The organism is Streptomyces sp. NPDC048415, assembly GCF_040651675.1.
In the GTDB taxonomy this organism is placed as follows: Bacteria; Actinomycetota; Actinomycetes; order Streptomycetales; family Streptomycetaceae; genus Streptomyces.
In genome coordinates this window covers 1-25,148 of the sequence record NZ_JBEZKJ010000045.1, presented here as the reverse complement: position 1 = coordinate 25,148, position 25,148 = coordinate 1, and the positions used below count along the sequence as shown (strand labels likewise).

22 protein-coding genes, 3 pseudogenes and 2 riboswitches are annotated in these 25,148 nt (G+C 69.8%); of the genes and pseudogenes, 18 read left to right on the top strand and 7 right to left on the bottom strand.

Annotation, left to right across the window (positions count from 1 at the left end):
- The first annotated feature begins 153 nt into the window (after positions 1-153).
- Complete coding sequence (gene rpmF / locus AB0D27_RS26365) at positions 154-327, top strand: 50S ribosomal protein L32 (protein WP_362513437.1); 174 nt, start codon at positions 154-156, stop codon at positions 325-327.
- 30 nt (positions 328-357) lie between these two features.
- On the opposite strand, the gene AB0D27_RS26360 is transcribed toward rpmF, so the two are convergent.
- Positions 358-2,820 carry a SpoIIE family protein phosphatase gene (locus AB0D27_RS26360; protein WP_362513435.1) on the bottom strand — a complete coding sequence of 821 codons (2,463 nt, stop codon included), beginning with the start codon at positions 2,818-2,820 and terminating at the stop codon, positions 358-360.
- 203 nt (positions 2,821-3,023) lie between these two features.
- Here AB0D27_RS26360 and AB0D27_RS26355 point away from each other — a divergent pair, with 203 nt between their 5' ends.
- The 6 genes and pseudogenes from AB0D27_RS26355 to AB0D27_RS26330 form a co-directional block, all read left to right on the top strand.
- Complete coding sequence (locus AB0D27_RS26355) at positions 3,024-4,112, top strand: substrate-binding domain-containing protein (protein ID WP_362513432.1); 1,089 nt, start codon at positions 3,024-3,026, stop codon at positions 4,110-4,112.
- 115 nt (positions 4,113-4,227) lie between these two features.
- The gene (locus AB0D27_RS26350; RefSeq protein ID WP_362513429.1) at positions 4,228-5,535 is read left to right on the top strand and encodes a sugar ABC transporter substrate-binding protein; all 1,308 of its coding nucleotides are present in this window, start codon (positions 4,228-4,230) and stop codon (positions 5,533-5,535) included.
- A 114-nt stretch (positions 5,536-5,649) separates the two neighbouring features.
- Positions 5,650-6,612 (top strand): sugar ABC transporter permease, encoded by a 963-nt coding sequence (locus AB0D27_RS26345; RefSeq protein ID WP_362513426.1) that lies wholly within the window; start codon positions 5,650-5,652, stop codon positions 6,610-6,612.
- Entirely contained in the window at positions 6,609-7,529 is a 921-nt protein-coding gene (locus AB0D27_RS26340) for a carbohydrate ABC transporter permease (RefSeq protein ID WP_362513424.1), read from the top strand. Before AB0D27_RS26345 ends, AB0D27_RS26340 begins: the two co-directional genes overlap by 4 nt.
- Before the next feature lie 2 nt (positions 7,530-7,531).
- A complete protein-coding gene (locus tag AB0D27_RS26335; RefSeq protein ID WP_362513421.1) occupies positions 7,532-8,587 on the top strand; it encodes a hydroxyacid dehydrogenase in 1,056 nt (351 codons plus the stop codon).
- A 57-nt stretch (positions 8,588-8,644) separates the two neighbouring features.
- A pseudogene (locus tag AB0D27_RS26330) lies at positions 8,645-9,292 on the top strand (alkaline phosphatase family protein); the annotation flags it as partial.
- 198 nt (positions 9,293-9,490) lie between these two features.
- Here the strand turns inward: AB0D27_RS26330 and AB0D27_RS26325 are convergent.
- Positions 9,491-11,965 (bottom strand): polysaccharide lyase 8 family protein, encoded by a 2,475-nt coding sequence (locus tag AB0D27_RS26325; RefSeq protein WP_362513418.1) that lies wholly within the window; start codon positions 11,963-11,965, stop codon positions 9,491-9,493.
- 165 nt (positions 11,966-12,130) lie between these two features.
- On the opposite strand from AB0D27_RS26325, the gene AB0D27_RS26320 reads away from it, so the two are divergent.
- Positions 12,131-12,826 carry a peptidoglycan-binding domain-containing protein gene (locus AB0D27_RS26320; RefSeq protein WP_362513415.1) on the top strand — a complete coding sequence of 232 codons (696 nt, stop codon included), beginning with the start codon at positions 12,131-12,133 and terminating at the stop codon, positions 12,824-12,826.
- Between the two features lie 39 nt (positions 12,827-12,865).
- On the opposite strand, the pseudogene AB0D27_RS26315 reads toward AB0D27_RS26320, so the two are convergent.
- The 4 genes and pseudogenes from AB0D27_RS26315 to AB0D27_RS26300 form a co-directional block, all read right to left on the bottom strand.
- Positions 12,866-13,081 (bottom strand): annotated as a pseudogene (locus tag AB0D27_RS26315) (alpha/beta fold hydrolase); the annotation flags it as partial.
- Positions 13,082-13,140: 59 nt separating this feature from the next.
- Positions 13,141-13,440: a hypothetical protein gene (locus tag AB0D27_RS26310; RefSeq protein ID WP_362513412.1), complete on the bottom strand. Its 300-nt coding sequence runs from the start codon at positions 13,438-13,440 to the stop codon at positions 13,141-13,143.
- 57 nt (positions 13,441-13,497) lie between these two features.
- Complete coding sequence (locus tag AB0D27_RS26305; protein ID WP_362513409.1) at positions 13,498-13,650, bottom strand: hypothetical protein; 153 nt, start codon at positions 13,648-13,650, stop codon at positions 13,498-13,500.
- A gap of 57 nt (positions 13,651-13,707) precedes the next feature.
- The gene (locus AB0D27_RS26300) at positions 13,708-14,487 is read right to left on the bottom strand and encodes a glutathione S-transferase C-terminal domain-containing protein (protein WP_362513406.1); all 780 of its coding nucleotides are present in this window, start codon (positions 14,485-14,487) and stop codon (positions 13,708-13,710) included.
- Positions 14,488-14,684: 197 nt separating this feature from the next.
- Positions 14,685-14,830: riboswitch (SAM riboswitch) on the bottom strand.
- Positions 14,831-14,957: 127 nt separating this feature from the next.
- A riboswitch (SAM riboswitch) is annotated at positions 14,958-15,066 on the top strand.
- Positions 15,067-15,399: 333 nt separating this feature from the next.
- Between AB0D27_RS26300 and AB0D27_RS26295 the strand changes: the two genes are divergently transcribed.
- From AB0D27_RS26295 to AB0D27_RS26250, 10 genes are all read left to right on the top strand, one after another.
- Entirely contained in the window at positions 15,400-16,404 is a 1,005-nt protein-coding gene (locus AB0D27_RS26295; protein WP_362513404.1) for an amino acid ABC transporter permease, read from the top strand.
- Positions 16,401-17,186: an amino acid ABC transporter ATP-binding protein gene (locus AB0D27_RS26290; RefSeq protein WP_362513401.1), complete on the top strand. Its 786-nt coding sequence runs from the start codon at positions 16,401-16,403 to the stop codon at positions 17,184-17,186. Before AB0D27_RS26295 ends, AB0D27_RS26290 begins: the two co-directional genes overlap by 4 nt.
- Before the next feature lie 107 nt (positions 17,187-17,293).
- Entirely contained in the window at positions 17,294-18,319 is a 1,026-nt protein-coding gene (locus tag AB0D27_RS26285; RefSeq protein ID WP_362513398.1) for an ABC transporter substrate-binding protein, read from the top strand.
- A gap of 125 nt (positions 18,320-18,444) precedes the next feature.
- Positions 18,445-19,224 carry a GNAT family N-acetyltransferase gene (locus AB0D27_RS26280; RefSeq protein WP_362513396.1) on the top strand — a complete coding sequence of 260 codons (780 nt, stop codon included), beginning with the start codon at positions 18,445-18,447 and terminating at the stop codon, positions 19,222-19,224.
- 109 nt (positions 19,225-19,333) lie between these two features.
- On the top strand, positions 19,334-19,450 hold the full coding sequence (locus AB0D27_RS26275; protein ID WP_362513393.1) for a putative leader peptide: 117 nt from the start codon (positions 19,334-19,336) through the stop codon (positions 19,448-19,450).
- 78 nt (positions 19,451-19,528) lie between these two features.
- Positions 19,529-20,761 (top strand): LLM class flavin-dependent oxidoreductase, encoded by a 1,233-nt coding sequence (locus tag AB0D27_RS26270; protein WP_362513391.1) that lies wholly within the window; start codon positions 19,529-19,531, stop codon positions 20,759-20,761.
- 19 nt (positions 20,762-20,780) lie between these two features.
- Positions 20,781-22,193: an NtaA/DmoA family FMN-dependent monooxygenase gene (locus AB0D27_RS26265; protein ID WP_362513388.1), complete on the top strand. Its 1,413-nt coding sequence runs from the start codon at positions 20,781-20,783 to the stop codon at positions 22,191-22,193.
- Entirely contained in the window at positions 22,190-23,281 is a 1,092-nt protein-coding gene (locus tag AB0D27_RS26260) for an LLM class flavin-dependent oxidoreductase (RefSeq protein WP_362513385.1), read from the top strand. Before AB0D27_RS26265 ends, AB0D27_RS26260 begins: the two co-directional genes overlap by 4 nt.
- A 14-nt stretch (positions 23,282-23,295) precedes the next feature.
- Entirely contained in the window at positions 23,296-24,423 is a 1,128-nt protein-coding gene (locus AB0D27_RS26255) for an LLM class flavin-dependent oxidoreductase (protein ID WP_362513382.1), read from the top strand.
- A gap of 44 nt (positions 24,424-24,467) precedes the next feature.
- Positions 24,468-24,686: a hypothetical protein gene (locus AB0D27_RS26250; RefSeq protein ID WP_362513380.1), complete on the top strand. Its 219-nt coding sequence runs from the start codon at positions 24,468-24,470 to the stop codon at positions 24,684-24,686.
- A gap of 89 nt (positions 24,687-24,775) precedes the next feature.
- On the opposite strand, the pseudogene AB0D27_RS26245 reads toward AB0D27_RS26250, so the two are convergent.
- Positions 24,776-25,148: pseudogene (locus AB0D27_RS26245) on the bottom strand (hypothetical protein); the annotation flags it as partial.

Genomic DNA, 25,148 nt, shown 5'->3' with positions numbered 1-25,148 from the left:
ATTTGGTCAATCTTCCGTCAACTCGGCGTGTTCTCAAGGCCGTCGGCTACGGGGCGATGACTGGGGAAGCACGGGGCGCCCTGGCTAACTTGATAATGGGATCCGTTTTCATATAGCGTCCGGCCGTCCCGGTCATCCATCCAGGAGGCACCCATGGCCGTTCCCAAGCGGAAGATGTCCCGCAGCAACACCCGTCACCGCCGCGCCCAGTGGAAGGCCGCCACGCCGCAACTCGTGCCGGTCACCGTGGACGGCTCGTCGTACCTTGTGCCGCAGCGGCTGGCCAAGGCGTACGAACGCGGGTTCTTGCGCCCGGACAATTCCTAGGCGCCGCACCGGCCGGGTCCTCGCCGCCCGTCACACCGGTGGCTCCGTCAGGGACTGCTCGGCCCAGATGATCTTTCCCTCGGGTGTGTAGCGGGTGCCCCAGCGTTGGGTGAACTGGGAGATCAGGAACAGGCCGCGGCCGCCCTCGTCGGTCGTCTTCGGATGACGCAGGTGCGGGGCGGTGGTCCCGCCGTCGAACACCTCGCAGATCAGGGCCTGTTCGGTGATCAGCCGCAACCGGATCGGGCCGGACGCGTGGCGAATGGCGTTGGTGACGAGTTCACTCACGACGAGTTCGGTGGTGAACGCCAGCTCGTCCAGGCCCCACGCGTTCAGCTGCTGGGTCGTCGCCTTCCGCGCGTCGGCGACGACCGCCGGATCGTTCGGCAGCTCCCAGGTCGCGACCTGTTCCGCGCCCAGCCGCCGGGTGCGGGCCATCAACAGTGCCACGTCGTCGTACGGACGTGTCGGCACGAGGTCGTCCACGATGGTGCGGCACAGCCCGTCCAGCGGCTGCCCGTGGGCCTCCAGCGCGCGGCGCAGCCGCTCCCGGCCCGCCTCCGGATCCCGCCCCGTGCGAGGCGTGGCGATGAGACCGTCGGTATGCAGAGCGAGGACGCTGCCCTCCGGGAGGTCGAACTCGACCGACTCGAAAGGCAGCCCGCCCACGCCCAGGGCGGGACCGCGGGGAAGTTCGGCGAACGTCACGGTGCCCTGGGGGCTGACGATCGCGGGTGCGGGATGCCCCGCGCCCGCCATGGAGCAATGCCCGCTCACCGGGTCGTACACCACGTACAGACAGCTGGCGCCCACCGCTTGCATGCCGCTCGTCCGGGTGTCCGCGCCCGTGCCCTCCTCCCGGGCGGCGCGACTGACCAGATCGTCCAGGTGGGCGAGTACTTCCTCCGGGGGCAGGTCCAGGTCCGCCAGGGTCTGTACGGCGGCCCGCAGCCGCCCCATCGCGGCGGCGCCGTCGATGCCGTGCCCGGCGACCTCGCCCACCACCAGGGCCACCCGGGCTCCGGACAGCGGAATGACGTCGAACCAGTCGCCGGCCAGCCCCGTCAGCTCGTCAGCGGGGCGGTAGCAGGCGGCGACCACCACCGCGTCCTGCTCGGGGAAGCTGTGCGGGAGCAGATTGCGCTGCAGTACGAGGGCCGCGTCACGCTCGCGGGTGTAGCGGCGGGCGTTGTCCACACACAGGGCCGCCCGGCCGACGAACTCCTCGGCGAGGCCCAAGTCTTCCTCGTCGAACGGGTCCTGGCGGCTGCGCCGGAAGAACGTGGCGATGCCGAGGGTGATGCCGCGGGCGCGGACCGGCACGATCATCACGCTGTGCAGCCCGAGGTCGAGGAACGAGGAGGGCCGTTCCCCCGGAATGCCCGCGGCCCACTCCTCGGCCAGCGGATCCAGTCGCTCCTCGCGCCAGGACGCGCCCTCGGCCAGACACCGGACCGGGGGAGACCCGGCCAGGTAGGTGGCCACCTCGCCCACCCGCACGACGGTTTCCGGCACCCCGGACCGTACCGACTGGTGCCCGGCGCGCCGCAGCGGCACCGCGTCCGCTTCGCCGTGCGGACCCGGCGCCGGTTCGGCTCCCTTGATGACGGATTCCAGCAGATCCACGGTGACGAAGTCGGCGAGCCCCGGCACCGCGACGTCGGCCAGCTCCTGAGCGGTCTGCAGAACGTCCAGGCTGCGGCCGATGTGCTCACCGGCCCGGTCGAGGAGAGCGAGCCGCCTGCGGGCCCGGTAGCGCTCCGTGACGTCGACGACGGTGTAGTACACGCCGATCGGGTGACCATGGTCGTCCTCCAGCCGGACGAACGACATGGAGTGTGCGGTCTCTCGGTTCGGCGCCGACCGTATCCGGCCCACGTGCTCGTATCCGATCACGGGCTCGCCGGTCTCCAGCGTCCGGCGCATCTGCGCCTCGAGCCGCTCGGCGTCCAGGCCGGGCTGCACATCGGCGAGCCGCCGCCCCAGCCGCTGCTGGGGCGGGCCCCCGCCGAACTGCTCCAGCGCGACGTTCGACCACACATACCGCAGGTCCGTGTCGACGATCGCGCTGCCCACCGGTGAACGGGCGTTCATGCGCTCCAGCACGGAGCGGCTCATGTCCCAGCCGGGACCGCCGGCCAGATCCGCGAGTAGCACCACCCAGCGCGACGGACCCGTGCTCTGCTGAACCGGAACGACCCGCACCATCACCGTGACGGGGTGCCCGTCCCGGTGGAGGGCGGTCATCAGCCCGGCCCAGCCGGCACCCGGGTGGCACCGCTCGACCAGCTCCGGGATCCTCGCAGCGTCCTGGGGGAGCAGCAGATCGGCCACGCGTCGTCCCAGCACTTCGCCTGCCGGATATCCCAGCAGCCGCTCGGCGTCCGCGGTCCAGCTGGTCACGGCCATACGGGCATCGAGCAGCAGTGGCGCGGCGTCCGCCATGTCGAAGCGCCGACGGGCCAGCACGTCTCGTTCCTCGCTCGCACCCACTGCGACCCTCTCCGCTCCCCGAAGGTGGTCTTACCCCGTTGTGCCCATTCTTCACGTTGTACGACCGGAGCGCGGTTGTTCGAGCAGTGCTGATCGTATTGATCGGAATGATCGATACGATTGTGGGCGTACAGTGAGCACACGGGATCACGCTCCGCGTTCGCCCGTGGTTCGTCCGTCCGGCCTTGCTCCAGGGGGAGCCCATGCGACTGCACGTCGACCAGCGTCATGAGCGGGTACTCGAACTCGTCCGGCAGCGCGGCAGCCTCCGGGTCGCGGATCTGGCGGCCGAACTCGGCGTCTCCGCGGTGACCTTGCGCCGTGACGTGGAGGCACTCGCCGCACAGGGCCGGGTGCAGCGGCTGCACGGCGCGGTGGTGTGGCCCGGCGACCCGGCCGCCGAGGCGCAGCCCCAGCGGCAGACGGCCGAGGGGGTGCTGATCGGGATGATCGTCCCGACCACCAACTACATCTTCGCGGACATCGTGCGCGGGGCGCGCGAGGCCATCGGGGCGCAGGGCGGTCGCATGGTCCTCGGCATGACCGGATACGTCGACTCCGAGGACGCCGTACAGGCCGACCACCTCATCTCGGCCGGTGCTCAGGGGCTTCTCGTCGCGCCCAGCTGGTTCGGCGGCGTCCCCCTGGACGGACAGGAGAAGTGGCTCCTGGAGTGCGCGGTGCCGACCGTGCTGGTCGAGCGATCGGCGCCGGCCGGGAACCCCGCGGCCGGTCTCGACCGGGTGCGCACGGACCGGGCACACGGGGCCGCCGTCGCGGTCGGGCACTTCGCGTCTATGGGCCATCGCCGGATCACCGCGTTGCTCCAGGAGGGCCCGCACGCCGCACAGATCTCGGCCGGCTATCTGGCGGCCGTGCAGTCCCTGGGCCTGGACATCGACTCCGGCGCGCCGTCGGTCCGCGAGCACGGGGACTACGAGGCCAGTATCGACTACCTCGTCGAGGCCGTGCGCAAGCGCGGGGTGACGGCGGCACTCGTGCACAGCGACGAGGACGCGATCGTGCTGGTGCCCAAGCTTCAGGCCCGCGGCATCGGCGTGCCCGGGGACCTCGCGCTGATCGCGTACGACGACGAGGTCGCCGGCCTCGCGGACGTCCCCCTCACGGCCGTCGCGCCGCCCAAGCGGTCGGTCGGCGAGCTGGCCGCGAAGCTGCTGCTCCAGCGGCTCGCCGAACGCGCCGACGGGCGCAGCCCCGCGCCCCGTCAACATCTCGAACTTCTCCCCGAGTTGAAGATCCGCTCCTCCTGCGGTGGCGAGCCGCCCGCCTGAGCGTTGTGCGATCGTTTTGATTGTATTGGTCGAACGCTCTTGACTCTGATCGTGTGCGCACAAAAGATGTCCTGCATCCGCCTCTTCCCGTACGAGGTCTCGTAGGAGCCGTGCCATGTCGCGCACTTCCCGTTCGTTCCGCACAGCCGCCGTCGCCACCCTCGCCGCCCTGGGCATGCTCGCCACCGCATGCGGCAGCGACGGCGGCTCGACCGACTCCGAGTCGCACGGCAAGGCGGTCACCATCAACTACTGGACCTGGACGCTGGGGGCCAAGTCGACCGTCGAGGCGTTCAACAGGACGCACAAGGACATCAAGGTCAAGTTCACGGAGATCCCCAGCGGGACCGAGGGCTACAGCAAGCTGTCCAACGCGGTGAAGGGCGGCAACGCGCCGGATGTGGCGACCATCGAGTACCAGATGGTCCCGGAGTTCGCGAGCCAGGGAAACCTGATCGATCTGACCAAGTACGCCGGTGAAACGGTCAAGTCGAGGTTCCCGGCTGCGGTGCAGAGCCTGGTGACATTCGGCGGCAAGACCCGGACCGTCCCGTACGACGTCGCGCCGCAGCTGTACTACTACCGCACCGACCTGTTCAAGAAGTACGGCATCGAAGTCCCCAAGACCTGGGACGAGTTCAAGACCGCCGCCGCGGCGGTCAAGAAGAAGGACAAGAACGTCCGGCTGGCCTCCATGCCGAAGTCCGACCCGGCCTTGCTGGCCGCCCTTTCCTGGCAGGCCGGGGGCAAGTGGTTCACCACCGAGGGCGACGCCTGGAAGCCCGCCGTCGACGACGCGCCCAGCAGGAAGGTCGCCGCCTACTGGGACGGCCTGATCAAGGACGGCCTGGTGCAGTCGTACACCGCGTACAGCCCCGAGGAGACCAAGGCCCGCACCTCCGGCAAGACGCTTTCCTTCCTCGGCGCCTCCTGGTCCGCGGGCGGCATGAAGACCGCCATGCCCGACCTCAACGGCAAGTGGGCCGCCGCCCCCATGCCGAACTGGGGCACCGCGGCCACCGGCAACTACGGCGGCACCTCCTACGGCGTCCTCAAGGGCAGCGAACACGCCGAGGCGGCGACCGAGTTCATCAAGTGGCTCACCACGAACAAGGCCGGCGTCGAGGCCCGGCTCGCCGACCTGGAATCGCCCAGCAGCGCCCTGCCGGCCAACCAGGAGATGCGTGCCGTCGCGGCGGCGAAGTTCGACACCTCGTACCTCAACGGCCAGGACCTCTACCAGCTCGCCTCCGCGCAGGTCGACACGATCGTCCCCGGCTGGACGTGGGGACCCGACCAGCTGGACGTCTACACCGCGGTCCAGGACGCCACGGCCAAGTCCGGCTTCAGCGGCGGCGTCGAGGCCGGCCAGCGGAAGGCCGAGACGGGGATCACTCAGCGCGGGCTGAAGCTCGCCAAGTGACCTGACGGTTCCGGCCCACCGCGGCCCCTGCCCGAGCCCGACTCGGACACGGGCCGCGGCCGGGCCCGTCACCGATCCGACTCCCCGAAGCGTCCAGCCCGCCAAGGAGCCCCCGTGGCAGCACCTCCCGCCCCGGCCGTGAAGGCCCGGCGCCAACCCCAGACGAAGCCCCCGGGCACCTCGAAGCTGCGGCGCGATCAACGCCGGGCCGCGGCCCTCCTCGTCACCCCCTTCTTCGTCCTGTTCGCCGCGGTCATGGCCGCGCCCATCGGCTACGCCGTGTGGATGAGTCTCTTCCAGGAGCACTCCTCGGGACTCGGCTTCGGCGGCACCGAGCGGGTGTTCTCCGGAATCGACAACTACACCAGGGCCCTCGCCGACGGAGGCTTCCGGGACTCCTTCGCGCACATCGCCCTCTACTGCGCACTGTACATACCGGTGATGATCGGCGGCTCACTCCTGCTCGCCCTGCTGGTCGACTCCGCGATGGCCCGCGCCAAGCGGTTCTTCCAGCTCGCGCTGTTCCTGCCGCACGCGATCCCGGGACTGATCGCCTCGATCATCTGGATCTACCTCTACACCCCTGGCCTCAGCCCCGTCCTCGACGGGATCGGCGCTCTCGGCGGCTCCTGGGACTTCTACAGCAACGACCATGTGCTCTCGTCCATGGTCAATCTGTGCGCCTGGCAGTGGATCGGCTACAACACGGTGATCTTCTACGCCGCCCTGCAGGCCGTTCCGCGCGAAGTGATCGAAGCGGCCGTCGTCGACGGCGCGGGCGCCCTTCGTACTGCCCTGCAGATCAAAGTGCCGCTGATCGCCTCCGCGGTCGTCATGACCGTTCTGTTCACCTGCGTCGGCGCCATGCAGATCTTCACCGAGCCGAAGCTGCTCAACCAGCGGGGAGCGCCCTCCATCGACACCGCGTGGTCGCCGACCCTGTTCATCTGGAAGGCCGGCTTCGTCCAGCACAACTACGGCCTCGCCGCCGCCGCGTCGCTGCTGCTCGCGCTGCTCGGCATCCTCCTCTCCTCTCTCGTCACCCGGCTCGGCAACCGGTGGAAGGCGGCGTCATGAGCACCCTCACCCCCACCACCAGCCCGGCGCGGACACCGACGCCGCGCAAGGCCGCACCGGCGACCCACCCTCGTACCTCATCCCACGCGTTGCTCTCCAAGGCAGTCGTCAACGGACTGCTGATCGTCGCCGCCTGCTACACCCTGATGCCGGTCAGCTGGCTGCTCTTCGCCGCCACCAAGAACGACCGGGACCTCTTCGCCACCTCGGGGTTCTCCCTCGGCGACTTCAACCTCTTCGACAACCTGGGCCACGTCCTCACCTTCAACGACGGCATCTATCTGCGCTGGTTCGGCAACAGCATCCTGTACTCGGTGGTCGGCTCGGCCGCCTCGACGTTCCTGTGCGTCGCCACCGGTTACGCCTTCGACAAGTACGCATTCAAGGGCAAGGAGAAGCTGTTCGGCCTGGTCCTCGGCGGGGTCCTCGTCCCCACCACGGTGATCCAGCTGCCGATGTACCTGCTCGCCACCAAGGCCGGTGTGGTCAACACCTACTGGGCCCTGCTGCTGCCCGCCCTGGTCAATCCGTTCGGCGTCTACCTCGCCCGCGTCTTCTCCGAGGGGTACGTGCCGAACGAGATCCTCGAGGCGGCCCGCGTCGACGGCGCCAGTGAGCTGCGCACCTTCGCCGTGATAGCGCTGCCGATGCTCGCGCCCGGCTTCATGACCATCTTCCTTTTCTCGTTCACCGCCAGCTGGAACAACTTCTTCGGCGCCCTCGTGATGCTGAACGACGAGAAGCTCTATCCGGTCAATCTCGGCCTGTTCATGTGGAACAGCGTCACGCAGCAGCAGCCCGAGTACTACTCGCTCGTCATCACCGGATCCCTCATCGCCGTCGTCCCGCTGATCGTCGCGTTCGTCTGTCTCCAGCGTTTCTGGCGCTCGGGCCTGACCGCCGGCGCGGTGAAGTGATCATGCTCGTACCGGAAGGCACCCTCCTGAACAGCTCCGACCGGTCGGCCGGGTCCCTGCGCCCGCGGACCGCCCTCGCCATGGGCTGCGAGGTCCACAGCTCACTGATCGCCGAGGGCGCACTCGACCCCCTCCAGTCCGTCGCCACCGTGGACATCTCGGCCCACATCACCGACTTCGCCGCCGTCGAGCCCGCCCAACTGGCCGCCGTCGAGGTCCTGTTCACCCACTGGGGCGCACCGATGCTGACGGAGGAGGCGCTGCGTCGTATGCCGCGCCTGCGCGCTGTCGTGCACGCGGCCGGTTCCATCAAGCACCACGTCACCGAGTCCGTGTGGAAGCGCGGCATCGCCGTCTCCTCCGCGGCCGCCGCCAACGCACTGCCGGTCGCCGAGTTCACGCTCGCCGCGATCCTGTTCGCGAACAAGCGCGTCCTGGACATCGCCCGCGCCTACGCCCACTCACGCGAACAGCCGGCCCTGCTGCCGTACTTCACGGGATACGGCAACTACCACCGCACCGTCGGCATCGTCGGCGCCTCCCGCATCGGACGCCGCGTCCTGGAGCTGCTCCGCCCACTCGACCTCGATGTCCTGCTCCACGACCCGTACGTGGACCGGGATGAGGCCCGAGCCCTGGGCGTGGAACTCGTCGACCTCGACACACTCGCCGGAGGCAGCCATGTGGTGTCCATCCACGCCCCCCAACTCCCTGAGACGCGCCACATGTTCGACAAGCGCAGGCTCGCGCTCCTGCGGGACGGCGCCACGCTCATCAACACGGCGCGCGGCTCGCTCGTCGACACCGACGCGCTGACCGAGCGTCTCGTCTCCGGACGTATTCACGCCGTACTAGACGTGACCGAACCGGACGTACCACCGGCCACGTCGCCGCTCTACAGCCTGCCCAACGTGCTGCTCACCCCGCATATCGCGGGTTCCCTCGGCAACGAGCTGGGCCGCATGACGCACTGGGCGGTCGACGAGGTGCGGCGCTACGCGCGCGGACTCCCCTTCGCGTACGGAGTCGGCCCCGACGAGCTGACCCGCTCGGCCTGAACAGGAGCCCGACCGCCGTATGGAGCCTCCGTGACCGTCCTGCCGAAGGGATCGCCCATGTCCGACGCCGTCCACCGTGTCCTGGTCGTCGGCATCGACGGCGTACGCCTCGACACGCTGCGCCGTCTGCCCACCCCGCGCCTGGACGCCCTGGCGGCCGACGGCTTCCTCGCACCGGTCGAGGTCGACGAGCGCACCCCCACCATGTCCGGCCCGTGCTGGGCGACGATCGTCACCGGAGTGGGCGTCGACAAGCACGGGGTGTGGAGCAACGACTTCACCGGCCACCGCCTCGATGTCTTCCCCGACTTCGCCACCCGGCTCGCCCAGCGGGACGGCCGCCGCAGCTTCGTCGCGGCGGGCTGGCAGCCGCTCATGCAGGTACGCGACGGCGGCCCCCTCTTCCGCGCGCCGTCCAGGACCGCCTATGTCTCCCCGGCCGCGGACAACCCCGAGGCCTGGGAGACCTGCGACGAACGGATCACCGAGGAGGCGGCAGGCGTCCTCGCCCGCGACGACCTGGACGCGTCCTTCGTCTACCTCGGCGCTCCCGACGAGACCGCGCACGTCCTCGGCTGCGGGGACGCGTACGACGCCGCGGTGCTGCGGGCCGACGCACGCGTGGGCCGCCTGCTGGACGCCGTACGCTCCCGGCTCTCGTACGACGACGAACAGTGGACGTTCCTCGTCGCCACCGACCACGGCCACGTCGACGCCGGCGGCCACGGAGGCCGCTCCGTGCGGGAGCGCACCGCCTGGCTGATCGCTGCCGGCCCGGGCATCCGCGTGGCGCCCTCGGTGGTCCGCCATGTCGACGTCGCCGCACAGGTGTTCGCGTCGCTGGGCTGTGCCGCCGACCGTCACTGGACACTCGACGGGCGGCCGTTCATGCGTCCTTCCTGTTCAGCCGAGCTTGACGGTGATCTTCTGGGTGACGCCCGCGGTGGTGCTGAGGTCGCCGAACGTGAGGGTGAGGGACGAGCCGGTGGTCGCGGAGGTGACGGTGGACGGCTTGGAAGTCACCCAGGAGACCGCCTTGTTCCAGGTGAGGGTGAGGCTGGTCTGCATGCGCATCGGGTCGCTGACACAGATGACCGCGGTGCCGTCGCTCTTCTCGCTGATCATCACGGAGCACGGATTGCTCGCGGTGAGATCGCCGACGGTGCCGCCGAACCAGAAGGTGACCCCGGTGAAGCCGAGTGACGGGACGCTGACGCCCTGCTGGCTGTCCGTGTTGGCGAGGACGGACAGCCAGCTCGTGGCGGCGGCACGGGCCTGCGTCTGGGCGGCCGTCGCGCCGGGCATGAGCAGATAGGCGTACGAGGCGTTCGTCGGGTCGGTGCCGTGATCGACGTACATCGTGAGGTACTTGCGGTTCAGGACGGTCGTGGCGCCGCCCTTGTTGATGTCGCTCCACTTGCCGTCACGGGCCTCGCGCAGCGCCTTGACGGTCGCCCCACCCGGGAAGACGTAGCCGCCGTGGCCGCCGATGTGCGCCCACTTGGCGGCGGTGAGCGTCTCGTACCAGGGGTAGCTGGTGGGCTTCGCCGTGCCGTCCACCGTGAAGGTCGTGGTGCCCGTGGGCCCGAGGTTGCGGTTCTCCACCGTCGACTCCACGGCCGAACCGTCCGTGCACTTGATTCCCGCGCCGAGACACACGATCGCGTCGTCCAGGCAGAACCACGCCTTCTTCGCCAGCAGCGTGCTCTGCAAACCCTTGAGGTACTGGCCGATCGTGGCGCGCTGCCCGTCCGTCGCGCCGCCCACCCAGTTCACGTCCGGCAGGGACGCGCCCCAGTCGCCGCCCGCCGCGTCCGCGAGCACCTTGCGGGATGCGGTGATGCCGGGCAGCCGGTACGGGTCGACGGTGGGCCAGAAGGCGTCGCTGTACTGGCCGTTGCAGAAGGTGTCGCCCCACCAGTAGAGCATCCCGGAACCGGTGTGCCAGCCGTGCAGGTTCTCGCCGTTGCCCGTCTCGTAGTACGTGATCCGCCGGTCGGCCATGCTGAGGGACGCGGCCCAGCCGGGGCGGCGATGCGTGGCCCGGGACATGTTGGTGAACAGCCGGTGCCCGGTCGGTTCGGCGATCGCGGAGACGCTGGTGTCGTCGACAACTCCCTGGAGCCGGGCCAGACTTGTCAGGCCCAGCGCGGGATCGCTCATGGGCGGGCTGTAGTAGTCGCGCTGTATCCAGCCCTTCACCAGCCCGCGCCACCGGGCGTTCTCGGTGCTGCTCGCCCCCTGTCCGAGCAGCACGATCGAGGCGAGGATCGGATGACCGCGCAGATGGTCGTCCTGCTGGATCTGCTTGGCGTCGGACGCGGACAGGCCCCGGCTGATCGCCCGCCCGGACACGCCGTCCATGACGAGACCGTTGTGGAGGAAGGGCGCCCAGGCGTTCTCCACCGCGTCGAAGACGATCTGGCGGTTGGCGTCGGTGACTTCCCAGCTGGACCCGGCGAGCAGCGCGAAGAGCATCCCGAGCCCGCCCAGCATCACCGAACCGTAGGAACCGGTGTAGGGGACGGTGGTGTGCTGGATGAACGAGCCGTCGGTGTACAGCCCGTCCCCGCTGCTGACATACGGGAAGACCGGCGAGAGCGCGTCGCGGGCCAGGGCGAGCTTCGCGGAGCTCGCCCCGACGACGCCGCGCAGCGCCAGCACCCGGCACAGGTCGACTCTGTTGGCGCCCGTGCTCGTCCCGCTGTAGGCGGACACCGCCGAGTCGGGTACGAAATGGTCGACGGCGTTGAGGTAGTTGGTGATGTGCGTGGCGGCCAGCTGGTCGTACATCAGCACGCACACGTCGAGCAGCGCCTGCGGCGCGCCGATCTGCCAGCTGTACCAGTTGCCGTAGCGGGTCTGGTTCTCGTTGTAGACCTCGGAGTAGAGGTGATCGAGGCCGGTGAGGATGTCGTCGCGCAGTCCGCTGTCGCCGGTGAGTCCGGTGCCCTGCTGGGAGTAGGCCTGGGCGAGTGTGCTGAGCCTGCTGAAGCTGGAGCTCATGTTGGCCGAGTAGCCGTACGACTCCTGGTCGGTGTCGGGCTCGGGGTCGGCGTACACCAGGTCCGGCCAGAGTGAGCCGGACACCGGTGCCATCACGGACCGCAACTGGGCGGCGGTCGTGCCCAGTTCGCTGAGCCGGGTCTTGAAGGGGTCGGCGGTGGGGCTGAATCCCTCGCCCAGGATCAGGGTGCGCCACGTGGCCCGCAGGGTCGCGAACTCGTCCGCGGCCTCGGAGCTCTCGGAGGCCTCGGTGATCTCGGTGATCTCGGTGGAGGGGAGGGAAGTGGCATCGGCGGTGGTGTGCGCCCCGAGCGCGAGCGCGGCGCCGCTGCTCGCTGCCAGGAGGCCACGGCGTGACCAACGAGTCGTCATGACGGCGGTTTCTAGCACGGTGACGCTCAAACGCTCAACTACTCTTACCGAATTGAGCATATCGATCGTTTGCTGGAGTGCCGTGCATCACTGAACTCGCGGGCCCCCGCCCTCGTATCACTCCACGGGGATGGCGGGAGACCGCGCGCACGGAAGGAGAGCGGTGTGTCAATACCGCACGGCCCTGGGCAGCCCGAGAGGCGCCCGGCCCTCGAACCCACTCATGTCCAGCGCCGCCGCCGCTCGGAGACGCTGGCGGAACTGCTGAGCCAGGTACGCGAGAACGAGAGGGGAGCCGCCGACCCCGACGACGGGTATGAGTCGGTCGCGGTCCCGGCGACCACGACACGGCTTCTGCCGCCGCCGGAGGAGGACGAGACCCAGGAGCTTCCGCCCATACCCGGGCACGGACCCGGCTCGGGGCCGGGGCCGGGGCATGGGCCTGGATTCGGTCGTGGCGCCGGTCTGCGGCGCGCCGCGGTGGTCGTCGCGGTGACGGCGGCGGCACTGGTCGGCTTCGCACTCGCGCTCCTGCTCCCCGGCGGCGACAAGGGCGACGTACCGCAGAGCGGTGCTCGCCCGACCACAACCCCCGCCGCGCAAGCCCCTTCCCGGGCCGCCGATCCGGACCGCGCGGGCACCCTCCGGGAGGGAGACAGCGGCCCCGCGGTGACGGAACTGCAGGAACGGCTCCTGCGCATCCCGAACGTGTACGACAACGGCAGCACCAGCGGCACTTACGACGCCACCCTGTCCGAGGCCGTGGCCCGCTTCCAACTCTGGTACGGCATCCGGGGCGACGAGACGGGCGTCTACGGCGACGACACCCGCGCCGACCTCGAATCACGCACCGCGCTCTGACGTTCTGTGCACCCTGTGCACTCTGTGCGCTCCGACGCTCTATGTGAACTCGCGGACGACTCGGGCCAGTTCCTTCGGCTGGTCCAGGGGAATGAGCGTGTAGCTGTCCGCGATCTCGACCAGTCGTCCGTGGGGGAGGAGTTCGGCGAGGCGTCGGCCGTGCTCGGGTGGCATGACGCGGTCCTCGCGGGCCCAGACCACGAGGGTGGGGCGCGTGAAGCCGGGCAGACGCTCGGCCGTGGCCAGCAGGAGATCGGTGTCGGCGCCTGCCGCGCGCAGCATGCGAACGGCGTCGCGGCGGATGTCCGACTGCCTCAGGACCGGCCTCCCCGGAGGGTCGCCGCGAACGCGATCGCGGCCTGCCAGTCATCCAATTGCCCCCTGACAGTGAGGACTTGGCGCGGCAGCCCGCCGCTCTCCCCGAGACCGCGGTAGTCGAAGGCGAGGACGCCGAACCCGGCATCATGGAACCGTCTCGCGAACAGATCCGTACCCGGCTCCTTGGCCACCGTGAAGCCCCCGGCCATGATCACGCACACGCCGTTGGTCCCCGGATAGTGCCAGGCGGCACACTCCGTGCCACCGCTGGCGAAACGAACCTTCTCTCGGTCCATACGAGGCCTCCTGTGATGTCTGTGTCCAGGAGGGCGCCGGCGGACTGGAGTGTGACATCACTTCAGGACATCGGACTTCTTATTCAAACCGAAGTCCCCGGAAGCGGGGGCGGTGGCATGGCCCTGTTCGATGAGCCGGGTGTGCGGCAGCAGATCGGTGGACTCGAAGCGGACGCCGGGTTCGAAGCCGGGCGACCGGCACAGGGTCATGGCCCCTGTGCCGGGCCGGCGTCCCTCGGCTCCATCAGTCAGGGATGCCCGGCCGGCTCATCCACGATGCGGGGCGAAGGCCGGGTGGGCGTCGAGGCGTCGTACGTACTGGCTGAGGTTCGCGTACGGGGCCAGCGCGTCGGCCGGGTCGAGGTGGAGGAGCGCCACCCACAGATCTACGTCCGCGGCGGTCAGTTCATTGCCCAACACATAGGGAGCTGAGGCAAGTTGACGCTCGAGCAGGTCCAGCGCCGCCGACCGGTCCTCGGGTCGAGCGGTCGGGGCGAGGTCCTGCTCGAGGAGGTCACGCAGGGCGTCGATGTCCGCGGCGAGGGCCGGTGCACGCAGCGAATGGACGCAGGACTCGTCGCGGCCGGACAGCAGACCCGCGAGGTCGCGCAGGATGTCGGGCGTGTGATTGCTGACGACGCGTCCGCTCCACCGGTCGCACAGCGCGGGCGCCGTCAGCGGACCGTCGTAGTGGTGCCACGTGGCCTCGTAGGCCCTGCGCAGGGAGGCGAGCGTGTCGGGTGTGTCGGCGGGACACACCAGGGTGCTCGTGGCGACCGAGTCCCTCAGGCCCAGCAGATCGAGAGTGATCGAGACGCGCAGCGAGAGCGGACAGCCCGCGGACAGGTACAGCTGATAGCGGTGCGGTGCCGGATAGAAGCCACCGGCGAGACCGATACCGATACGGCTGCGGAAACGGTGCGGGCGGAGGGACGGCGCGGCGACCCGCGGACGGGGGATCGCGTCAAGTGAGCCGGAAGCGCACGGAGTTGGGGTACATGTGCTGGAACTGCCGGCGTTCGAGGCGTGCGACATTGTCTCGGGCATGACTCTCCAGGGGATGCGAAGGCCACGGCCGCCTTGTGGGCACCGCGGCGGAACGGAGTGACTGCGCTTCGTACCGGTCCGGGTCGAGCGGACTAGTAGGCGCTGGAGACACGCGACAGATCGATGTGCAGGCGCCTCGTCAAGCCGTTCCTGGGCAAACTTCCCACCGGTCTCACACTCGGGGCTCGCGAGACGCGAGACCACGCTTGTCCCGCCGCACCGGCGGAACCCGGTCGTCACCCGGGGCACCCCGTCGCGGTGGAAGGGTTGCCTGCCAGCGGGCCGGGGCCGATGACCGCACGAGCAGGGGAACCCCGCCCGAGCGGCGCTGACAATCGTGACCGTCCCCGCCAGTGTCGGTGCGCCCGGTGAGGCCGTCAAGACGGCGAGACGCAGTCTCACCAGGTGGTCATCCGGGCCGTTGAGCGTTGACATTCTTTTGGGTACCTGCCTAACTTACGCCGCAGATCGGTCATGAGTGTCAGCGACAAGCCCTGGCTCGCTGGCCGGCAACCCTCGCATCGCGGTGGGGTGCCCCAGGTGACGACCGGACCGGATGATGTTCGGTAAGCGCGAGGCCCCAGCGGCCGGAAAAGTGACGGTGACGGCGATGTACGCAGCACAGGGGACGGCCGCACGGCGGCCCCGCTGCGTACTGCTGTGCGCGAACCGCAGCGTCGACCTGCTCCGCGTCAACAGCGCGCTGTGTACCGCCTCGTGCCGCGCCCACTGTCAAGGCTGACGGTTCTCTGAATCCCTGACGTGCACCGCTTCGCGGTGTTCGCTCACCCTCCCCGCCAGCCCCCGCGCCGTGCGCCGCCGTGCGCCTCGTCCCGCCGAGCCGTTTGCGCTCAGCGGTGCCGTCCCGCCGCCTGCCCGGTCCGGGGTGTCCGAATTCGCTGGAGCCCCTTCATGAGTCAACATCCCGGCATCGCTGTGTCCTCCGGATCAGCGCCCCCTGCGGAGGCGAGCCCTGGCTCCGAATCCCCCGCCGAACCACGTCCGTTGGCGGCGCAGCGCGTTCTTCCGCTGCGGCGCCCCGGTCGCTGGATCATCACGGCCGTCGTGCTGGTGCTGGTCGCGCAGGTCGGGCACGGACTCGTGTCCAACCCGTTCTACCAGTGGGATCGCTTCGGGTACTGGTTCCTTCGGCCGACGATCCTCGACGGACTGCTCATCACCCTCGAAGTGGCCTTGTACAGCGCCGTGTTGGGACTGCTCGGCGGCATCCTGCTCGCGCTGGGCAGACTCTCCCGCAGCCCGGTGCTGCGTGCCGTCAGCTGGGTCTACACCTGGCTGTTCCGCTCGGTGCCGCTGATCGTGGTCCTGCTGTTCCTCTACAACTTCAGCGCGCTCTACAAGACGCTGAGCCTCGGAGTGCCGTTCGGCCCCGCCTTCTTCAGCTTCGACGAGTCCCGCCTCGCCACCGACATGGTCGTCGCGGTCGTCGGCCTGAGCCTGAACGAGGCGGCGTACGCCTCCGAGGTGGTGCGCGGCGGCATCCTCTCCGTCGACCAGGGCCAGCACGAGGCCGCCTCCGCGCTCGGTCTGCCCAAGGGTTACCAGTTCACGAAGATCGTCTTCCCGCAGGCCCTGCGGTCCATCACTCCGAACTACGTCAACCAGCTGATCGGTCTGATCAAGGGCACCTCGCTGGTCTTCTACGTGTCACTGCTCGACCTGTTCGGCTCGGTGCAGAGCATGGGCAGTACCTACCCCGGCGACATCGTGCCGCTGCTGCTGGTCGCCACCGTCTGGTACCTGATCCTCACCAGCGTCGTGTCCGTCGCCCAGTTCTACGTCGAGCGGTACTTCTCGCGGGGCGCGCTGCGCACCCTGCCGCCGACCCCCTGGCAACAAGTACGCACCGGGCTGCGTGACCTGCGGGCCCGTGTCCGAAGGGAGACGGCGATATGACCACCGAGACGCTCGGGATCCGTCCGGCCGCGGTCGAGGTCCATGAGGTACACAAGTGGTACGGCACCCAACGGGTGCTGGACGGCGTGGAGTTGGAGGTGCAGCCCGGAGAGGTCACAGTGATCATCGGGCCGTCCGGTTCCGGCAAGTCCACGCTTTTGCGGGTGATCAACCACCTGGAGAAGCCCGAGATCGGTCATGTCAGCCTGAACGGCGAGCTGATCGGCGTACGCCGGCACGGCGAGCGGCTCAAGGAGCTGAGCGAGCGGGCGATCCTGGCCCAGCGCAGCCGGATCGGCTTCGTCTTCCAGAACTTCAACCTCTTCCCGCACCTGACCGTGCTGGACAACGTGGCCGCTGCCCCGGTGGCGACCGGCCGGCTGAAAAAGCCCGAGGCCCAGGAGCTGGCGCGCGAACTGCTCGCCCGGGTCGGCCTGGGCGACAGGACCGCCGCCTATCCACGGCAGTTGTCGGGCGGCCAGCAGCAGCGGGTGGCCATCGCACGTGCCCTCGCCCTTCGGCCCGGAGTCATCCTCTTCGACGAACCCACCTCCGCGCTCGACCCCGAACTGGTCGGCGAGGTGCTGGCCGTCATCAAGGACCTGGCCACCAGCGGCGCAACCCTCGTCATCGTCACCCATGAGATCGGCTTCGCCCGCGAGGTCGCGGACCGGATCGTCTTCATGGACGGCGGCCGGATCGTCGAACAGGGGGCGCCCGCCCGGGTGTTGGAGCACCCGGAACACGAACGGACCAGGGACTTCCTGAGCAAGGTGCTCTGATCCCGCCGCTCACCCCGTGCTCCGATCCGGCCGGTTACCCCCTCAGCCCGCGACCCGCCCGGGATCGCGTCCCCCACACCCTCACCGCTCACCGAACAAGGACAACCATGCGCACCCTCCGTCAGCCCAGCAGACTCCTTCGCGGCCTCACCGCGTCCGCCGCCGTGGCCGCCCTCGCCACCGGGCTCGCCGCGTGCGGCGGCGACAGCGACGCGGCCACCAAGTCCGACAGCGCGGCGTCCGGAACGGTCACCGTGGGCGCGCTGTCCAACGGAGCCGCGCAGCAGACCGGCCTCAAGGTCTCCGAGGTGAAGTCCATCAGCGCCGAGCTGCCCAAGACGGTGACCAAGAGCGGCAAGCTGGTCGTCGGCGTCGGCGCCCTGCCCGCGGGATTCCCGCCACTGGCGTACGTGGGCCAGGACCAGAAGACCCTCACCGGCGCCGAACCCGACCTCGGCCGGCTGGTGGCCGCCGTCCTCGGACTCAAGCCCGAGGTGAAGAACTCGACCTGGGAGAACCTGTTCGTCGGCATCGACAGCGGCAAGGTCGATGTCGCCTTCTCCAACGTCACCGACACCGAGGAGCGCAAGAAGAAGTACGAGTTCGCCTCCTACCGGCAGGACAACCTCGCCTTCGAGGTGCCGAAGAAGAGCACCTGGAACTTCGACGGCGACTACAAGAACCTGGTCGGCAAGACCGTCTCGGTGAGCGCGGGCACCAACCAGGAGAAGATCCTGCTGGAGTGGAAGGCGAAGCTGGCGAAGGAAGGCAAGAAGTTCACCGTCAAGTACTTCCAGGACAACAACAGCGTCCATCTGGCGCTGTCCAGCGGGAAGATCGACGCCTACTTCGGGCCCAACCCCGGCATCGCCTACCACATCACCCAAGTCGCGAAGACCCCCAACCCGACCCGTAACGCGGGCAAGTTCTCCGGCGCCGGCGAAACCCTCCAGGGTCTGATCGCGGCGACCTCGAAGAAGGACAGCGGGTTGGCCAAGCCGGTCGCCGACGCGATCAACTACCTGATCGAGAACGGCCAGTACGCCAAGTGGCTCGCCGCCTGGAACCTCTCCAACGAGGCCGTCAGCACCTCCCGGATCAACCCGCCCGGGCTGCCGCTCGACAACTCCTGATCAGCTGCCCCGGGCAGGCTGCCCATACGGGGGACTCCGCCGCCGCGACAGGCCACCACGGCTCTCGCCGGGGGCGGGGTCATGGGCCCTCGGCCACCCACGAGTTACGGAGATCCGACACCGCCATGTCCACCAGCGTCCATCCGGCTTCACCACCCGGGCCGCCTCACCCACCACTGCCGCGGGCCGTCGCGCCGCAGAGTCCGGCGGCACCGCACATCCTGGACAACGCCGCCTGGGCCGCGCTGACCGGTCCGCACGCCCCGCTCGCCGAGCGCGTCGGCAGCGCCGCCCGCTATCCCCTGGACGTCTCCCCGTTCACGGCCCTCGCCGACCCGGCCGACCCCCGCGCCTGGGACGACCTGGCCGCACTCGTCGGACCGGGAACCGTCACCCCCGTGACGGGGGTGCAGAACGCTCCCGACGGCTGGGAAACCGTGGAACGCGGCCAGGGCGTACAACTCGTCGACACCGCGCTGCGCGCCGAACCCGACCCGGAAGCGGTGCGGCTCGGCCCCGAAGACGTCCCCGAGATCCTCGAGCTGATCGCCCTGACCCAGCCCGGCCCCTTCCTGCCCCGCACGATCGAGCTCGGCACCTACCTCGGCATCCGGCACCGCGGACAACTGATCGCCATGGCCGGTGAACGGCTCCGGCCGCCCGGCTGGACCGAGATCAGCGCCGTCTGCACCCACCCGGACCACCGCGGCCGGGGCCTGGCCACCCGACTTGTGCGCGCGGTCGCGGCAGGCATCAGAGGCCGCCAAGACACGCCTTTCCTGCACGCCTCCGCGGCCAACACCGGCGCGATCCGCCTCTACGAGTCGATCGGCTTCACCCTGCGCCGCCGCTCGAATTTCCTGCTGGTCCGGACTCCGGGCGGTCACCAGGAAGAAACGGCATAGCCGTACCGTTGTGAACGTCAAGGACGATGCGAAGCCCGTACGGGGATTCGCGAGCACGAGGCCGGTGAGACCTCTGGTCCACCGAGCCGGAAGGGCGGAGGTGACGCACGTGCGACAGGTTTCCCGCCTCCGTGTCGCGAAGCTCGCCCCTCGCCGCCGCGTGCACCTGTACTCCCGGCCGCACATCGACCTGCAGCGCGTGGCCGGCGCGCTCTGTTGCTCCTGACCTGTTGCCCTCGCAGCCGTACCCTCCTTTCCTTCACGGGCCGGCTCCTCATACGGTCGATCAGGAAGGCACCCCCTCGTGTCCTCAGCACCCTCTTCCCTGCCCTCTTCCCTGCATCTCGCCGTCGCCCTCGACGGCGCGGGCTGGCACCCGGCCGCATGGCGCGAGCCGGTGGCTCGGCCCCGCGATCTGCTTACCGCCTCCTACTGGACCGACCTGATCACGGAAGCCGAACGCGGCCTCCTCGACTTCGTGACCATCGAGGACGCCCTCGGGCTCCAGTCGTCGCGCTTCCTCGAGCCGGACGGGCGGACGGACCAGGTGCGCGGACAGCTCGACGCCGTCCTGATCGCCGCCCGCGTCGCACCGCTGACCCGCCACATAGGACTGATACCGACCGTGGTGGCCACCCACACGGAGCCCTTCCACATATCGAAGGCGATCGCCACCCTCGACTATGTGAGCGCCGGCCGTGCGGGCCTGCGGGTCCAGGTGTCGGCACGCCGGAACGAGGCCGCTCACTTCGGCCGCCGCGAGTTTCCCGCGTTCCGTATCGAGGACCTGGAGAGTCCGGACGTCCGGGATGTGACCCGCGACCTCTTCGACGAGGCCGCCGACTCCATCGAGGTCGTGCGCCGGCTGTGGGACAGCTGGGAGGACGACGCCGAGATCCGGGACGTCGCCACCGGCCGGTTCATCGACCGCGACAAGCTGCACTACATCGACTTCGAGGGCAAGCACTTCAGCGTCAAGGGCCCCTCCATCACACCCCGCCCGCCGCAGGGCCAGCCGCTGGTCAGCGCCCTCGCCCACGAGACCGGCACGGGCGCGCCGTTCCGGCTGGTGGGACGCTCCGCCGACATCGGATACGTCACTCCGCACGACGCCGAGCAGGCACGGGCCATCGTCGGCGCCGTCCGCGCCGAACAGGACGCGGCCGGGCGTGCCGAGGAGCCGCTGCACCTCTTCGGCGATCTGGTCGTCTTCCTGGACGACGATCCGGGCGCCGCCGCCGCCCGCCGGGAGCGTCTCGACTCCCTCGCCGGTGACCCGTACACCAGCGACGCGCGGATCTTCACCGGCACTCCCGTCCAACTGGCCGACCTTCTCCAGGAGTTGGCGGGTGAAGGGCTGTCCGGCTTCCGGCTGCGTCCCGCCGTCGCCGGCCACGACCTCCCGGCGATCACCCGGGGCCTGGTGCCCGAACTCCAGCGCCGCGGCGCCTTCCGCCGGGAGTACGAGGCCGACACCCTGCGCGGGCTGCTGGGGCTCGCCCGCCCCGTGAACCGCTACGCCACCACCACTGTCTGAGCCGGAAGGACCCACGACCATGAGCAAGCCGCTCAAGCAGATCCATCTGGCCGCCCATTTCCCCGGCGTCAACAACACCACCGTGTGGAGCGACCCCGAGGCCGGCAGTCACATCGAGTTCAGCTCCTTCGCACACTTCGCGCGGACCGCCGAACGCGCCAAGTTCGACTTCCTCTTCCTCGCCGAGGGGCTTCGCCTGCGCGAACAGGGCGGTAAGATCTACGACTTGGACGTGGTCGGTCGCCCCGACACCTTCACGATCCTCACCGCACTCGCCGCCGTCACCGAACACCTCGGTCTGACCGGCACCATCAACTCCACCTTCAACGAGCCCTACGAGGTGGCTCGCCAGTTCGCCAGCCTCGACCATCTCTCCGCGGGGCGCGCCGCCTGGAACGTCGTCACCTCCTGGGACGCCTTCACCGGCGAGAACTTCCGCCGCGGCGGCTTCCTCCCGCAGGAGGAGCGCTACTCCCGGGCCAAGGAGTTCCTGTCCACCGCCAACGAGCTGTTCGACTCCTGGCACGGGGACGAGATCGTCGCCGACCAGGAGAGCGGCACCTTCCTGCGTGACGCGACGGCCGGGGCCTTCGTGCACCAGGGCCAGCACTTCGACATCGAGGGGCAGTTCAACGTCCCGCGCAGTCCCCAGGGCCGACCGGTCATCTTCCAGGCCGGCGACTCCGACGAGGGACGCGAGTTCGCCGCATCCAGCGCGGACGCGATCTTCAGCCGCTACAGCACGCTCAAGGAAGGCCAGGCCTTCTACACGGACGTCAAGGGCCGCCTGGCCAAGTACGGCCGCGGCCGCGACCAGCTGCTGATCCTGCCCGCCGCGACCTTCGTCCTCGGCGACACGGACGCGGAGGCGGAGGAGCTGTCCCGTGAGGTGCGCCGCCAGCAGGTCAGCGGAGCGACCGCGATCAAGCACCTGGAGTTCGTCTGGAACCGTGACCTGTCCTCCTACGACCCGGACGGCCCGCTCCCGGAGATCGACCCGGACCTCGGCGAGCACACCATCGCCCGCGGCCGTGCCCAGGTGCGGATGTACCGCGACCCGCTGGCCACCGCGCGGGAGTGGCGAGAGCTCGCCGCGGCGAACAAGTGGTCCATCCGCGACCTGGTCATCGAGACCGGCAACCGGCAGGCCTTCGTCGGCTCCCCGACCACCGTCGCCGAGACCATCAACGACTTCGTCCAGGCGGACGCGAGCGACGGGTTCATCCTCGTCCCGCACATCACTCCGGGCGGTCTCGACGGCTTCGCCGACACCGTGGTCCCGCTGCTTCAGGAGCGCGGCGTGTTCCGCACGGAGTACGAGGGCACCACCCTGCGCGACCACCTCGGCCTCGCCCTCCCCCACTCTCGGCTTCGCTCGAGCGGGGGGACCCCCATCGACGCCGAGGCCGCGGGCGAGCGGGTCGCATCATGAAGTTCCTCGCGATCACCCTGATCGTGCACGCCCCGCACCCCGTGACGGGGGTGCACAAGCCCACCAACGAGCGCTTCCGCGAGGTGCTCGACAGCGCGCTGCTGGCCGAGGAGTTGGGCTTCGACGGCTTCGGCGTGGGGGAGCGGCACGAGCGGCCGTTCATCTCCTCCTCGCCGCCCGTCGTGCTCAGCCACATCGCCGCGCTCACCTCCCGGATCCGGCTGTTCACCGCCGTCACCACGCTCAGCCTCCTCGACCCGGTGCGCGCGTACGAGGACTACGCGACCCTGGACCAGCTGTCCGGTGGCCGCCTTGACCTCATCATCGGCAAGGGCAACGGCGCCGCGCAGCGCGAGCTGTTCCACGTCACGCCCGAAGACCAGTGGGACCGCAACGCCGAGAGCTACGAGGTGTTCCGGCAGCTGTGGCGACAGGACAAGGTGACCGCGGCGACGCGCTTCCGCCCCGAGCTGGTGGACGCGGAGGTGTGGCCCAGGCCCCTGCAGCAGCCGGTCCGGGTCTGGCACGGCAGTGCGACGAGCAAGGAGTCGGTGGACCTCGCCGCCCGCTACGGCGACCCGCTCTTCTCGGCGAACGTCACCAACCCCATAGAGCCATATGCCGAGTTGATCCGCTACTACCGGGACCGCTGGGAGTACTACGGCCACGACCCGGCCGACATCGCGGTCGGCGCGGGCACGGCGGGCCTGTACGTGGCCCGGACGTCGCAAGAGGCCCTGGCCACGTACCGGCCGATCTTCGAGGGCAACCTCGCCTTCCAGAAGCGGCTCGGCCTGGAGCCGGTCTTCACGACCGTCGAGGACTTCGTCGAGCGCAGTTCGGCACTGATCGGCACACCGCAGCAGATCATCGACAAGGTGCACCGTTACCACGAGCAGTTCGGGCACAGTGTGCTGCATCTGCACGCAGACGCCGGTGGATTGACGGAGCGTCAGCACCGTGTATCCCTGGAACTCTTCCAGTCCGACGTCGCTCCGGTGCTGCGGCGCGAGATTCCGGACCCGCCGTTCGCGTGGGGACCGGTGCTCCCGTCGCCCGTACCCGAGCCCGTGTCCGCCGACCACTGAGGAGCCCTCCGCACATGTCCGACATCCCCCTCGGCGTCCTCGACCTGGTCCCGGTCTCCTCCGGCTCGACGGCGGCCGACGCGCTGCGCAACTCCATCGACCTGGCCCAGCAGGCCGAGCGCTTCGGGTACGCCCGCTACTGGTTCGCCGAACACCACCTCAACCCCGGCGTGGCGGGCACCTCACCCGCGGTCGTCCTCGCCCTGACCGCCTCCGCGACCTCGACGATCCGGCTCGGCTCCGGGGCCGTACAGCTCGGTCACCGCACCGCCCTGTCCACGGTCGAGGAGTTCGGCCTGATCGACGCGCTGCACCCCGGGCGCCTCGACCTGGGACTCGGCCGCTCCGGTGGCCGCCCGCCCGGCGGCCCGGCCGCCGCGCTCCCGACCGCGACGCCCGTCGTCGACGGTCGTGCTCCCAATGGTCTCCTCATCCCACCGCGCTTCTCCTTCGAGCACCTGCTCGGCTCACCGCGCATCGCCCTCCAGCGCAGGCTGCTCCTGCTGCCGAACGCCGAGTCACAGGACTACGGCGAGCAGATCGACGACATCCTGGCGTTGCTGGCGGGTACGTACCGCTCCCCGGAGGGCGTCGAGGCGCGCGCCGTGCCGGGCGAGGGCGCCGACGTGGAGGTGTGGATCCTGGGCAGCAGCGGCGGCCAGAGCGCCGAGGTCGCGGGCCGCAACGGCCTGCGGTTCGCGGCGAACTACCACGTCAGCCCGGGGACGGTGCTCGAGGCGGCGGACGGCTACCGTGCCGCGTTCCAGCCCTCCGACGTGCTCGACAAGCCGTATGTCAGTGTCTCCGCCGATGTCGTCGTCGCCGAGGACGACAACACCGCCCGCGAACTCGCCACCGGTTACGGCGTGTGGGTCCGCAGCATCCGCACGGCCGAGGGCGCGATCGAGTTCCCCACACCGGACGAGGCGCGCGCCCATGTCTGGACCGACGCGGACCGGGCGCTGGTCCAGGACCGGCTCGACACCCAGTTCGTCGGCTCCCCGGGCCGGGTCGCCGACCAGCTGGAACAGCTCCAGGAGGCCACCGGCGCCGACGAGTTGCTGATCACGACCATCACGCACGGCCACGCGGACCGGGTGCGCTCCTACGAGCTGCTGGCCGAGGAGTGGCGCAAGAGGTGATCCGGCGCCGGTGTCACTCCTGCCAGTCGAGCTGATGCTCGGGAGTGCCGACCGACCGGCCGTACGCGATCGCTTCGGCGCGGCTCGCCTCGTCGCCGCGCCGACAGCGGAAGACCTTGCCGCTCCAAGACGAGGACGCGTTCGTCATCGACGGTGAAGTCGGCGTACCAGCCGCCCTGCGGTTCCAGCACGTCCGCGAGGGCGTCCGCGAGGCCGGTGACGTCGTCGGTGTCGGTCCCGTACTCGACAAGCGTCGACGCTGACACCGACCCGACCCGACCCGACCCGACCTGACCCGGCACGGCACGGCACGGGTGAAGGGTCGGCGGCGCCGGTCCTTCACCCCACGGGGCTACCGTCTGAACAGCCGTACGGACAGCCCCTCGGCCGTGTACACGGGCACCGCCCGGTAGCCGTCCGCCAGTACGGTGATGGCGCCGAACTGGCCGCGCAGCGCGCGCGTTGCGATCACCGGAAGGGCGGCTCCCGCCGTCGGCGGCCGGTCGGTGGCCAACCGCAGGGACAGCGCGCTGTCGCGGCCGAGCAGTACGCGCCGGTCCACCGTCAGCGCGGGGACGCGCCCCGCGCGGAGCGTCAGCTCCAAGGTCGCGTCGGAGGACTGCGTGTACGAACCTCCGGCTGCGGGCGCCGAGGTGACTCCCGGCCCCCTGGGCTTCTCAACCAGCTTGGCCGACGGGGGCGCGCGAGCGCATGCGTATGTCGGG